Genomic DNA, 11600 nt, shown 5'->3' on the forward strand with positions numbered 1-11600 from the left:
GAGGAATCACGATGAGCAAAACATACTGGCCGTTATACGAAGTTTTTGTCCGCAGCAAACAGGGACTGTCCCACCGCCACGTGGGCAGCCTGCATGCCGCTGACGATCGCATGGCGCTGGAAAACGCCCGCGACGCTTACACCCGTCGCAGCGAAGGCTGCTCCATCTGGGTGGTGAAGGCGAGCGAAATCGTCGCCTCACAGCCGGAAGAGCGCGGTGAGTTTTTCGATCCGGCGGAGAGCAAGGTCTACCGTCACCCCACTTTCTACACCATCCCTGATGGCATCGAGCACATGTGAGGTCAGGGATGAAAACGTTAACGCAATATGTTCTGCGCCTCGGTGATAACGGCCTGGTTCTCTCCCAGCGTCTGGGGGCCTGGTGCGGCCACGCTCCGGAGCTGGAGATCGACCTCGCGCTGGCCAATATCGGCCTCGACCTGCTGGGCCAGGCGCGCAACTTCTTAACCTACGCCGCCGAGCTGGAAGGGGTGGGCGACGAAGATACCCTGGCTTTCCAGCGCGACGAACGCCAGTTCAGCAACCTGCTGCTGGTGGAGCAGCCGAACGGCAACTTCGCCGACACCATCGCCCGGCAGTACTTTATCGACGCCTGGCACGTGGCGCTGTTTACCCGTCTGACGAACAGCCGCGATCCGCAGCTTGCCGCCATCGCCGCCAAATCCCTTAAAGAGGCCCGCTATCACCTGCGCTTCAGCCGCGGCTGGCTGGAGCGCCTCGGTAACGGCACCACCGTCTCCACGCAGAAGATGCAGCAGGCGGTTAACGACCTGTGGCGCTTCACCGCCGAACTGTTCGAGGCCGACGAGATCGACCTGACCCTGGCGGCGGAAGGTATCGCCGTCGATCCGCGCAGCCTGCGCGAGGAGTGGGAAGCGGAAGTCTTTGCCGGGCTGAACGCGGCGACGCTGGGCGTGCCAGAGGAAGCGGCCTACCGCAGCGGGGGCCGTAAAGGGCTGCATACCGAACATCTGGGTCCGATGCTGGCAGAGATGCAGTATCTGCAGCGCGTTTATCCCGGACAGCAGTGGTAACCCAGGAGAGCACCATGCAACACGTCGAACTCGCACCCGCCGCCGTCCCGCAGATCTGGTCCCTGTTGAGCCAGATCCCGGACCCGGAGATCCCGGTGCTGACCATTACCGATCTGGGCATGGTGCGCAGCGTAACTCCGCAGGGTGAAGGCTGGGCCATCGGCTTTACGCCGACCTATTCCGGCTGTCCGGCTACCGACCATCTGATGGGGGCGATCCGCGACACGCTGACCGCCCACGGCTATGCCCCGGTGCAGATCACCATCCAGCTCGACCCGGCGTGGACCACCGACTGGATGACCCCGGATGCCCGGGAGCGCCTGCGCCAGTACGGCATCAGCCCTCCGGCCGGACACAGCTGCCATGCGCATCTGCCCGCCGAGGTGACCTGTCCACGCTGCGCCAGCACCCGCACCACGATGATCAGTGAATTTGGTTCTACGGCCTGCAAAGCGCTATATCGCTGCGACAGCTGCCGGGAACCCTTCGACTATTTCAAATGTATCTGAGGTCGCCATGACAACGTTTCATTCCTTAACGGTGGCAAAAGTAGAACCCGAAACCCGCGATGCGGTGACCATCACCTTCGCGGTTCCCCAGCCTTTGCAGGAGGCGTATCGCTTCCGCCCGGGCCAGCACCTGACCCTGAAGGCCCATCTCGCGGGCGAAGAGCTGCGCCGCTGTTACTCCATCTGCCGCAGCGTACAGCCCGGTGAGATCAGCGTGGCGGTGAAAGCCATCGACGGCGGGCGCTTCTCACGCTATGCCCGGGATGAGATCAAACAGGGGATGGCGCTGGAGGTGATGGTGCCCCAGGGCCACTTTGGCTATCAGCCGCTGGCTGAGCGTGAAGGCTGCTACCTGGCGATTGCCGCCGGTTCTGGCATCACCCCGATGCTGGCCATCATCTCCAGCACCCTGAAAACCGAACCCAACAGCCAGTTCACCCTGATTTACGGCAACCGCAGCAGCCAGAGCATGATGTTCCGCCAGGCGCTGGCCGATCTGAAAGACAGCTATCCGACGCGTTTACAGGTGGTCAACATCTTCAGCCAGGAGACGCTGGACAGCGAGCTGCTGCACGGGCGCATCGACGGCGAAAAACTGCAGGCGCTGGCAAAACACCTGATCGACTTCAGCCAGTTTGACGAAGCCTTTATCTGCGGTCCGGCGGCGATGATGGACGAAGCCGAAAACACCCTGAAAGCGCTGGGGATGCCGGAAAAATCCCTGCATCTGGAGCGCTTTAACACGCCGGGCACCAGCGTTAAACGCGCCCACAGCGTGCAGGTAGACGGGCAAAAAGTGACGGTGCGCCAGGACGGACGCGACCGTGAGATCACCCTTACCGCCGACGACGAAAGCATTCTCGACGCCGCCCTGCGGCAGGGGGCGGATCTGCCCTACGCCTGTAAAGGCGGAGTCTGCGCCACCTGCAAATGCAAAGTGGTGCGCGGAAAAGTGGACATGGTCACCAACTACAGCCTCGAGCCGGATGAGCTGGCGGCGGGCTACGTCCTGAGCTGTCAGGCGCTGCCGCTGACCAGCGACGTGGTGGTGGACTTTGACGCGAAGGGGATGGCATGAGCGATCTGATTGTCACCCGTCAGGGTCGGGTGCTGCTGCTGACCCTCAACCGCCCGGCGGCCCGTAACGCCCTGAACAATGCGCTGCTCGGCGAGCTGGCCACCACGCTGGAAGCCGCGGCAACCGATAGCGAGATCTCGGTGTGCGTGATCGGCGGCAACGAACGTTTCTTTGCTGCCGGGGCCGATCTCAACGAGATGGCCGAAAAAGATCTCGCAGCCACCCTCAACGACATTCGCCCCCAACTGTGGGCGCGGATCAACGCGTTCAGCAAACCGCTGATTGCCGCCGTCAACGGCTACGCGCTGGGCGCGGGCTGCGAACTGGCGCTGCTGTGTGATGTGGTGATTGCCGGGGAGAACGCCCGTTTCGGCCTGCCGGAAATCACGTTAGGCATTATGCCGGGCGCGGGCGGCACCCAACGCCTGATCCGCAGCGTCGGCAAATCCCTTGCCAGCAAAATGGTGCTGACCGGGGAGAGCATCACCGCCCGTCAGGCGGTGGCCGCAGGCCTGGTGAGCGACGTTTACCCCGAAGCCCTGACGCTGGAATATGCCCTCCAGCAGGCGGCGCTGATGGCGCGCCACTCGCCGCTGGCATTGCAGGCGGCGAAGCAGGCGTTACGCCAGTCTCAGGAAGTGACTTTGCAGGCCGGGCTGGCCCAGGAGCGTCAGCTCTTTACCCTGCTGGCGGCCACCGAGGATCGCCGGGAAGGGATCGATGCCTTCCTGCAAAAACGTACCCCCGAATTCAAAGGACGCTAACCATGGATTTCATTCTGAGTCACCTTGAGCAGGGCGTAATGACGATCACCCTGAATCGCCCGGAGCGTCTCAACAGCTTTAACGAGGAGATGCATCTGCAGCTCGCCGAGTGCCTGAAACAGGCCGAGCGCGACGACAGCGTGCGGTGCCTGCTGGTCACCGGGGCCGGTCGCGGGTTTTGCGCCGGGCAGGATCTCAACGACCGCAACGTCGACCCGAACAGCCCCGCGCCGGATCTGGGGATGTCGGTGGAAAAATTCTACAACCCGCTGGTTAAGCGCCTGGCAAAACTGCCGAAGCCGGTGATCTGCGCCGTCAACGGCGTGGCCGCCGGAGCCGGGGCCACCCTGGCGCTGGGGTGCGACATCGTTATTGCCGCCCGCTCGGCGAACTTCGTGATGGCCTTCAGCAAGCTGGGTCTGGTGCCGGATTCCGGCGGGACCTGGCTGCTGCCGCGCCTGACCGGCCGCGCCCGGGCAATGGGCCTGGCCCTGCTGGGGGAGAAGATCGGCGCCGAGCAGGCCCACGCCTGGGGGATGATCTGGCAGGTGGTGGATGATGCCGAACTGACCGACACCGCCCGCCAGCTGGCCGTGCATCTGGCCGCGCAGCCGACCTTTGGCCTGGGCTTAATCAAGCAGGCGATCAACGCCGCCGAAACCAATACCCTCGATGCGCAGCTGGATCTGGAGCGCGACTATCAGCGCCTGGCCGGACGCAGCGCCGACTACCGCGAAGGCGTCAGCGCCTTCCTCAACAAACGCGCGCCGCAGTTTACGGGGAAATAAGATGACAACCATTCATACCGTGGCGGTGATTGGCAGCGGCATCATGGGGGCCGGGATCGCCGAAGTGGCGGCCAGCCACGGCCATCCGGTGCTGGTGTATGACATCAATGCCGACGCCATCTCCCGCGCCATCGACGGGATCCGCACCCGTCTTGAATCCCGCGTGACGCGCGGCAAGCTGAGCGCGCAGACCTGCGAACAGACGCTCCAGCGTCTGCTGCCGGTGACCGACATTCACGCCCTGGCGGCAGCCGACCTGGTTATCGAAGCCGCCTCCGAGCAGATGGCGGTCAAAAAGGCGCTGTTTGCCGAGCTGGCGGCGATCTGCCCGGCAACCACGCTGCTGACCAGCAACACCTCCTCGATCTCGATTACCGCCATTGCCGCCGACCTGAGCCACCCCGAGCGGGTGGCCGGGCTGCACTTCTTTAACCCCGCGCCGGTGATGAAGCTGGTGGAAGTGGTGAGCGGGCTGGCGACCTCCGGGGAAGTGGTGGAACAGCTGAGCCAGCTGGCGGTGAGCTGGGGTAAACAGCCGGTGCGCTGCCAGTCCACGCCGGGCTTTATCGTTAACCGCGTGGCGCGTCCTTACTACGCCGAAGCCTGGCGCGCGCTGGAAGAGCAGGTTGCCGCCCCGGAAGTTATCGACGCCGCGCTGCGCGAAGGCGCGGGCTTCCCGATGGGGCCGCTGGAATTGACCGACATGATCGGCCAGGACGTCAACTTTGCCGTTACCTGTTCGGTATTTAACGCCTTCTGGCAGGAGCGCCGCTTCCTGCCGTCGCTGGTACAGCAGGAGCTGGTGCTGGCCGGGCGCTTCGGCAAGAAGAGCGGGCAGGGCGTCTACAACTGGCGCAGCGAGAAACCCACCGTAAGCTGGCTGGAGCCCGTTGGTGACAGCTGGAGCGCCATGAACGTGCAGAGAAGAAGTGACGGTGTCACTGAAATCGACGGTCTGCTGCTGATCGAGACCCAGGGCGAGACCGCCCAGGCGCTGGCGAACCGTTACGGTCAGCCGGTGGTGGTGTGCGATCGCCAGGAAGGGGATGTGGCCGTTATTGCCCCCGCGGCCAGCAACCCGGCCTCCGCCACCCTGAAAGCGGTCCGTCACCTGCAACAGCAGGGCAAGCGCGTGTTGCAGGTAGCGGATTATCCCGGCCTGCTGATCTGGCGCACGGTGGCGATGATCGTCAACGAAGCCCTCGACGCCCTGCAAAAAGGGGTCGCCAGCGAACAGGATATCGATACCGCCATGCGCCTCGGCGTGAACTACCCCCGCGGTCCGCTGGCCTGGGGAGAACAGCTTGGCTGGCAGCGTCTGCTGCGCCTGCTGGAAAACCTGCAACGCCATTACGGCGAAGAGCGTTACCGTCCGTCATCCCTGCTGCGCCAGCGCGCGCTTCTGGAGAGTAGCTATGAGTCATAACGCCTGGCGCAACGCCCGCGCCATGTATGAAAACGATGCCTGCGCCCAGGCCTATGGTATCGACATTATTGAGATGGACGAGGGCGTGGCCGTGTTGACCATGACCGTCACGCCGCAGATGCTCAACGGCCACAAAAGCTGCCACGGCGGCCAGCTCTTTACCCTCGCCGACACCGCTTTCGCCTACGCCTGCAACAGCCAGGGGCTGGCGGCGGTGGCCTCGGGCTGCACCATTGATTTTGTCCGTCCGGCCTTTGCCCACGACAAGCTCACCGCCACCGCGCAGGTGCGCCATCAGGGGAAACAGACCGGCGTGTACGACATTGAGATTGTTAACCAACAGCAAAAAACCGTTGCCCTGTTCCGTGGGAAATCCCACCGCATCGGCGGCACTATTACAGGAGAAGCATAATGCGTGACGCCTTTATTTGTGACGGGATCCGTACCCCCATTGGCCGCTATGCCGGGGCCTTGTCCGGCGTACGCGCGGACGATCTGGGCGCTATCCCCCTGCGCGAGCTGCTGGTGCGTAACCCGGGTCTGGATGCGGAACGCATTGATGACGTGATTTTTGGCTGCGCCAATCAGGCGGGTGAAGACAACCGCAACGTGGCGCGCATGTCCCTGCTGCTGGCCGGGCTGCCGCAGACCGTTTCTGGCACTACCCTGAACCGCCTGTGCGGCTCCGGCCTCGACGCGCTGGGCTTTGCCGCCCGCGCCATCCGCGCCGGTGATGGCGATCTGATGATCGCCGGTGGCGTGGAGTCCATGTCCCGCGCCCCCTTCGTGATGGGCAAAGCCACCAGCGCCTTCCAGCGTCAGAATGAGATTTTCGATACCACCATCGGCTGGCGTTTTGTGAACCCGCTCATGGCCCAGCAATTTGGTTCTGACAGCATGCCGGAAACGGCAGAGAATGTAGCGGAATTGTTAAATATTTCCCGCGAAGACCAGGACGCCTTTGCGTTCCGCAGCCAGCAGCGCACCGCCCGGGCTCAGGCCAACGGCATTCTGGCGCAGGAGATCGTCCCGGTGATGATCAAGGGCAAAAAAGGGGCGGTGACCGAAGTGGTGCATGACGAGCATCTGCGTCCGGACACCACCCTTGAGATGCTGGCGGGGCTGAAAGCGCCGTTCCGCGCCGGTGGCGTGGTCACCGCAGGCAATGCCTCTGGCGTGAACGACGGTGCCGCAGCGCTGATTATCGCCAGCGAAGAGATGGCAGCAGCGCAGGGCTTAACCCCGCGGACCCGCATCGTGGCGATGGCGACTGCCGGTGTTGAACCGCGTCTGATGGGGCTGGGCCCGGTGCCTGCCACCCGTCGTGTGCTGGAGCGTGCCGGGCTGAGCATCAACGATATGGACGTTATTGAACTGAATGAAGCCTTTGCTTCGCAGGCGCTGGGCGTGCTGCGCGAGCTGGGGCTGCCGGACGATGCTGCGCATGTGAACCCCAACGGTGGGGCCATTGCTTTAGGCCATCCGCTGGGCATGAGCGGAGCCCGTCTGGCGCTGGCCGCCAGCAACGAGCTGCACCGTCGGAAAGGGCGCTATGCGCTCTGCACGATGTGCATTGGTGTCGGTCAGGGCATTGCCATGATCCTTGAGCGTGTCTGAACAATTATAAAAATGTGAGTACCCTACTATGACAACGACAACGACAACGACAACGACAACTGCAACGACAATGACATCGACAACAGCGCTTGATGCCATCGAAACCGCGTCCCTGGATGAACTGCAGGCCCTGCAAACCCGGCGCATGAAGTGGACGCTGGAACACGCTTATAACAACGTCCCGATGTATAAACGCAAGTTTGATGCCGCGGGCGTGCATCCTGACGATTTCAAAGAGTTAGCGGATATTCGCAAGTTCCCGTGCACCACCAAACAGGATCTGCGCGACAACTATCCATTCGACACCTTTGCGGTGCCGATGGAGCAGGTGGTGCGTATTCACGCCTCCTCAGGTACCACCGGAAAACCGACCGTGGTGGGCTACACGCAAAACGACATTGATAACTGGGCCAACATTGTGGCCCGCTCCCTGCGTGCCGCCGGTGGCAGCGCGAAGGACAAAATTCACGTTGCCTACGGCTACGGGCTGTTCACCGGCGGGCTGGGTGCCCACTACGGTGCCGAGCGCTTAGGCGCGACGGTGATCCCCATGTCCGGCGGCCAGACCGAGAAACAGGCCCAGCTGATCCGTGATTTCCAGCCGGACATGATCATGGTGACGCCGTCCTACTGCCTGAACCTGATCGAAGAGCTGGAGCGCCAGATGGGTGGCGATGCCAGCAAATGCTCCCTGCGCGTCGGCGTCTTTGGTGCCGAACCCTGGACCCTGGCGATGCGGCGTGAAATTGAGAAACGTCTCGGGATCACCGCCCTCGACATCTATGGCCTGTCCGAAGTGATGGGGCCGGGGGTGGCGATGGAGTGTATCGAAACCGCCGACGGCCCGACCATCTGGGAAGATCACTTCTACCCGGAGATCGTCAACCCGAACGACGGCACGCCGCTGGCCGACGGCGAGCAGGGCGAACTGCTGTTCACCACCCTGACCAAAGAGGCGCTGCCGGTGATCCGCTATCGCACCCGCGATTTGACCCGCCTGCTGCCGGGCACCGCCCGCACCATGCGCCGGATGGATCGCATCAGCGGCCGCAGCGACGACATGCTGATCATCCGCGGGGTGAACGTCTTCCCGTCCCAGCTGGAAGAGGAGATCGTCAAGTTCGAGCACCTGTCGCCGCACTACCAGCTGGAGGTCAACCGCCGGGGCCATCTTGATTCACTTTCGGTGAAAGTGGAGCTGAAAGAGAGCAGCTTAACCCTGACTCACGAACAGCGTTGCCACGTATGCCATGAACTGCGCCACCGCATCAAATCAATGGTGGGGATCTCCACCGACGTGACGATCGTCAACTGCGGCAGTATCCCCCGTTCCGAAGGTAAAGCCTGCCGCGTCTTTGACCTGCGTAAAGTTGCCGCCAACGGCTAACCCCGTCCTGCTGACCCTCTCCGTATTGGGGAGGGTCGCGCCTGGGGTGCTATGCTATGATTCATCCGGAAAAATAATCACAACAGAATGAATCACATGAGTAAACTCGACGCCTTTATTCAGCATGCGGTCAGCTCCGTTCCCATCAGCGGCACCTCGCTGATCTCCTCCTTGTACGGCGATGCGCTCTCCCATCGCGGCGGCGAAGTCTGGCTGGGCAGCCTGGCGGCCCTGCTGGAAGGGATGGGATTTGGCGAACGCTTCGTGCGCACCGCGCTGTTCCGCCTCAACAAAGAGGGCTGGCTGGACGTGGTGCGTATCGGCAGACGCAGCTTTTACCGGCTGAGCGACAAAGGGCTGCGCTTGACCCGACGGGCAGAGGCGAAAATTTATCGCGCGGAGCTTCCGGCCTGGGACGGTAAATGGCTGCTGCTGCTCTCCGAGGGGATGGATAAAGCCACACTGGCGGATGTGAAAAAGCAGCTGGTCTGGCAAGGCTTCGGCACGCTTGCCCCCAGCCTGATGGCCTCGCCGTCGCAACAGCTGGCGGACGTTCAGACCCTGTTACACGAAGCGGGTGTGGCCGAAAACGTCATCTGCTTTGAGGCGTATTCGCCGCTGGCGCTCTCCCGCGCCGCGCTGCGCGCCCGGGTGGAGGAGTGCTGGCAGCTCAGCGAGCAGAACCTGATGTATGAATCCTTTATCGACTCCTTCCGTCCGCTGCTGCCCCTGCTGCGGGAAGCCACCCCGGAGGAGCTGACGCCGGAGCGCTGTTTCCAGATCCAGCTTTTGCTGATCCATTTTTATCGCCGGGTGGTGCTGAAAGATCCGCTCCTGCCGGAAGAGTTACTCCCGTCGCACTGGGCAGGCCAGACGGCCCGCCAGCTGTGCATCAATATTTATCAGCGCGTCGCGCCGGGTGCGCTGGCGTTTGTCAGTGAAAAAGGGGAGACCAGCGTCGGGGAGTTACCTGCGCCGGGCTCCTCCTGGTGGCAACGCTTTGGCGGCCTGACGCCTCCCTGAAGGAGATAATATGCCTGTGTATCAAATCGATGGAATGACCCCGGTTGTTCCGCCTGAGAGCTATGTTCACCCGACTGCGGTGCTGATTGGCGATGTGATCCTCGGCAAGGGGGTCTACGTAGGCCCCAACGCCAGCCTGCGCGGCGATTTTGGCCGGATTGTGGTCAAAGACGGGGCCAACATTCAGGATAACTGCATCATGCACGGTTTCCCGGAGCAGGACACGGTAGTGGAGGAAGAGGGCCATATCGGTCACGGCGCCATTCTGCATGGCTGTATCATCCGCCGGAATGCGCTGGTGGGGATGAATGCGGTGATCATCGACGGGGCGGTGATTGGCGAGAACAGCATCGTCGGCGCGGCCGCGTTTGTGAAAGCGAAAGCGGAAATGCCGGCGGATCATCTGATCATCGGCAGCCCGGCGAAAGCGATCCGCGTGCTGAGCGAGCAGGAAAAAGCGTGGAAGCAGCAGGGCACCCGGGAGTACCAGACGCTGGTGGAACGCTGCAAACAGACGATGCATCAGGTCGAGCCGCTGCACGAGGTAGAACCGGATCGCAAGCGGCTGGTGTTTGACGAAAACCTGCGGCCAAAGTCGTCCAGCTGAGCGGCAAACCCGCTCGAAAACGAGATCGCGATCACCTAATTATCTGTTTTCATGATATTAAACAATAAAATATAACAGTGCCTGATTAGAGTGTTGACAGTGCAGCTATAATGAGTAAATTAGAACTCAGCACCACAGAGAAATAAATGTTTCACGGTGCGGTAATAAAGCAGTAAAGAGATGCGATAAAGGCCACGAAGTAGTGTAGTTTGGGTCCTGGTAATAAGTAAACGCCAGTGTGAACACGCTTTCAGGCCATGCAGTAAATCAGTACGATCGCATAATGGGGAAGTCAACGCGATGATGTAAGGCCTTGTTTCAAAGAGTAATGGTCGCGATCTGGGGACGTAAGTATGGCGTTAAGAAAATCGCGACGCAATTAAGGCAACGCATCAAGAGTATATATCGCGTGGGTGATGTACACGACAGGAAATGATGTTATTTCACATACTTATCAAAGGAGGTAGCGTTAACTTGTTTTATCGGTAATCCTGTGAGAATACGTACATCTTAGAAGTTGTAGTGTAATTAAGTTGATGAATGTTAAATATTAAATCGGTAGTACCCTAAAAGCCCCGGCAAAATATATTGCTGGGGCTTTTTCATTTCCGCTGTTCGCTGCGTTAAAACAACCATTTAATGCGCAGCCAGCTCGTAAAAGAATGCCGGGTTCGCCTGGATCGTGGCCAGCACTTTTGCCGCCAGGCCGGTTGGGTTACGCCGTCTGGATTCCCAGCTTTTGATGGTGTCCACGCTGGTGCCCAGCGCTTTTGCCATCTCAGCCTGGGAAACGTTGAGCTGCTCTCTGATCGCTTTCACATCAGCAATCTCATAGCGGGTCATGCGGGCAGGGGCCTTTTTCCCGCTTTTGATCTCCACCGCCTCTTCGAGGGAGGTTTTGAGTTCGTCAAAAAAATCCATTTCACACCTCGTTTTTTAGTAACGTTGTCAGCTTTTTAAGTTCAGCTTTTTCCGCATCAGTCAGATTCTCTTTGGCGCTTTTCGGATAAGCGAGCACCAGCCAGATAATCTCGCGTGTCGCCAAAAGGTAAATCACCCTGGCGCTGCCGCTTTTACCCTGGGTACCCGTTGCCATCCGGATTTTTCGAAGCCCTCCAGTATGTTGGATGACATCGCCTTTGTCCGGAAATGCAATTAGCTCTCTCTGTAGCGCCAGGAGTTCATCATCAGTGGCGATCTGTTTAATCTGCCGCGTAAAGAGTGATGTCTCGATAAATTCTATCGCATGGCACACTGTTCTCTCTCCATGTAAGGTACCATGTACACCTGTTGGTGTACATAGTACAGGTCCGTAATTTTTCCGCTGCCAGAAAACGCATCAACTGA

At 60.8% G+C, this 11600-nt stretch carries 14 protein-coding genes; 12 read left to right on the plus strand and 2 right to left on the minus strand.

Going from position 1 to position 11600, the window contains the following annotated elements; translation table 11 throughout:
- Positions 1–11: 11 nt before the first annotated feature.
- The 12 genes from paaB (at position 12) to paaY (ending at position 10253) form a co-directional block, all read left to right on the plus strand.
- A complete protein-coding gene (gene paaB, locus WFO70_RS04510; RefSeq protein ID WP_032611057.1) occupies positions 12–299 on the plus strand; it encodes a 1,2-phenylacetyl-CoA epoxidase subunit PaaB in 288 nt (95 codons plus the stop codon).
- Between the two features lie 8 nt (positions 300–307).
- Positions 308–1054: a 1,2-phenylacetyl-CoA epoxidase subunit PaaC gene (gene paaC, locus WFO70_RS04515; protein ID WP_337014842.1), complete on the plus strand. Its 747-nt coding sequence runs from the start codon at positions 308–310 to the stop codon at positions 1052–1054.
- 14 nt (positions 1055–1068) lie between these two features.
- Positions 1069–1563 carry a 1,2-phenylacetyl-CoA epoxidase subunit PaaD gene (gene paaD, locus WFO70_RS04520; RefSeq protein ID WP_337014843.1) on the plus strand — a complete coding sequence of 165 codons (495 nt, stop codon included), beginning with the start codon at positions 1069–1071 and terminating at the stop codon, positions 1561–1563.
- A 7-nt stretch (positions 1564–1570) separates the two neighbouring features.
- Positions 1571–2641 carry a 1,2-phenylacetyl-CoA epoxidase subunit PaaE gene (paaE, locus tag WFO70_RS04525; RefSeq protein WP_337014844.1) on the plus strand — a complete coding sequence of 357 codons (1071 nt, stop codon included), beginning with the start codon at positions 1571–1573 and terminating at the stop codon, positions 2639–2641.
- Positions 2638–3405, plus strand: coding sequence for a 2,3-dehydroadipyl-CoA hydratase PaaF (gene paaF, locus WFO70_RS04530; RefSeq protein WP_337014845.1), 768 nt, complete (start codon positions 2638–2640; stop codon positions 3403–3405). The genes paaE and paaF overlap by 4 nt, the downstream gene beginning before the upstream one ends.
- A 2-nt stretch (positions 3406–3407) precedes the next feature.
- Positions 3408–4193 (plus strand): 2-(1,2-epoxy-1,2-dihydrophenyl)acetyl-CoA isomerase PaaG, encoded by a 786-nt coding sequence (gene paaG / locus WFO70_RS04535; RefSeq protein WP_337014846.1) that lies wholly within the window; start codon positions 3408–3410, stop codon positions 4191–4193.
- A 1-nt stretch (position 4194) separates the two neighbouring features.
- On the plus strand, positions 4195–5619 hold the full coding sequence (paaH, locus tag WFO70_RS04540) for a 3-hydroxyacyl-CoA dehydrogenase PaaH (protein WP_337014847.1): 1425 nt from the start codon (positions 4195–4197) through the stop codon (positions 5617–5619).
- Positions 5609–6031 (plus strand): hydroxyphenylacetyl-CoA thioesterase PaaI, encoded by a 423-nt coding sequence (gene paaI / locus WFO70_RS04545; RefSeq protein WP_337014848.1) that lies wholly within the window; start codon positions 5609–5611, stop codon positions 6029–6031. The genes paaH and paaI overlap by 11 nt, the downstream gene beginning before the upstream one ends.
- Positions 6031–7236, plus strand: a complete 1206-nt coding sequence (gene pcaF / locus WFO70_RS04550; protein WP_337014849.1) for a 3-oxoadipyl-CoA thiolase — start codon at positions 6031–6033, stop codon at positions 7234–7236. Before paaI ends, pcaF begins: the two co-directional genes overlap by 1 nt.
- Positions 7237–7306: 70 nt before the next feature.
- Positions 7307–8623, plus strand: coding sequence for a phenylacetate--CoA ligase PaaK (gene paaK / locus WFO70_RS04555; protein ID WP_337014850.1), 1317 nt, complete (start codon positions 7307–7309; stop codon positions 8621–8623).
- Positions 8624–8710: 87 nt separating this feature from the next.
- The gene (paaX, locus tag WFO70_RS04560) at positions 8711–9646 is read left to right on the plus strand and encodes a phenylacetic acid degradation operon negative regulatory protein PaaX (protein ID WP_337014851.1); all 936 of its coding nucleotides are present in this window, start codon (positions 8711–8713) and stop codon (positions 9644–9646) included.
- 10 nt (positions 9647–9656) lie between these two features.
- Positions 9657–10253 (plus strand): phenylacetic acid degradation protein PaaY, encoded by a 597-nt coding sequence (gene paaY, locus WFO70_RS04565; protein WP_333849407.1) that lies wholly within the window; start codon positions 9657–9659, stop codon positions 10251–10253.
- A 636-nt stretch (positions 10254–10889) separates the two neighbouring features.
- On the opposite strand, the gene nadS is transcribed toward paaY, so the two are convergent.
- Positions 10890–11174 carry a NadS family protein gene (gene nadS, locus WFO70_RS04570; RefSeq protein ID WP_337014852.1) on the minus strand — a complete coding sequence of 95 codons (285 nt, stop codon included), beginning with the start codon at positions 11172–11174 and terminating at the stop codon, positions 10890–10892.
- Position 11175: 1 nt separating this feature from the next.
- Positions 11176–11508: a type II toxin-antitoxin system RelE/ParE family toxin gene (locus tag WFO70_RS04575; protein ID WP_337014853.1), complete on the minus strand. Its 333-nt coding sequence runs from the start codon at positions 11506–11508 to the stop codon at positions 11176–11178.
- Positions 11509–11600 lie beyond the last annotated feature (92 nt).

This window comes from Leclercia sp. AS011, from assembly GCF_037152535.1.
Taxonomy (GTDB): Bacteria; Pseudomonadota; Gammaproteobacteria; order Enterobacterales; family Enterobacteriaceae; genus Enterobacter.

Excerpts from the sequence above, each read along its gene's own strand:
- paaB (WP_032611057.1), top strand. The coding sequence starts at position 12 with ATGAGCAAAACATACTGGCCGTTATACGAAGTTTTTGTCCGCAGCAAA.
- paaC (WP_337014842.1), top strand. The coding sequence starts at position 308 with ATGAAAACGTTAACGCAATATGTTCTGCGCCTCGGTGATAACGGCCTG.
- paaD (WP_337014843.1), top strand. The coding sequence starts at position 1,069 with ATGCAACACGTCGAACTCGCACCCGCCGCCGTCCCGCAGATCTGGTCC.
- paaE (WP_337014844.1), top strand. The coding sequence starts at position 1,571 with ATGACAACGTTTCATTCCTTAACGGTGGCAAAAGTAGAACCCGAAACC.
- paaF (WP_337014845.1), top strand. The coding sequence starts at position 2,638 with ATGAGCGATCTGATTGTCACCCGTCAGGGTCGGGTGCTGCTGCTGACC.
- paaG (WP_337014846.1), top strand. The coding sequence starts at position 3,408 with ATGGATTTCATTCTGAGTCACCTTGAGCAGGGCGTAATGACGATCACC.
- paaH (WP_337014847.1), top strand. The coding sequence starts at position 4,195 with ATGACAACCATTCATACCGTGGCGGTGATTGGCAGCGGCATCATGGGG.
- paaI (WP_337014848.1), top strand. The coding sequence starts at position 5,609 with ATGAGTCATAACGCCTGGCGCAACGCCCGCGCCATGTATGAAAACGAT.
- pcaF (WP_337014849.1), top strand. The coding sequence starts at position 6,031 with ATGCGTGACGCCTTTATTTGTGACGGGATCCGTACCCCCATTGGCCGC.
- paaK (WP_337014850.1), top strand. The coding sequence starts at position 7,307 with ATGACATCGACAACAGCGCTTGATGCCATCGAAACCGCGTCCCTGGAT.
- paaX (WP_337014851.1), top strand. The coding sequence starts at position 8,711 with ATGAATCACATGAGTAAACTCGACGCCTTTATTCAGCATGCGGTCAGC.
- paaY (WP_333849407.1), top strand. The coding sequence starts at position 9,657 with ATGCCTGTGTATCAAATCGATGGAATGACCCCGGTTGTTCCGCCTGAG.
- nadS (WP_337014852.1), bottom strand. The coding sequence starts at position 11,174 with ATGGATTTTTTTGACGAACTCAAAACCTCCCTCGAAGAGGCGGTGGAG.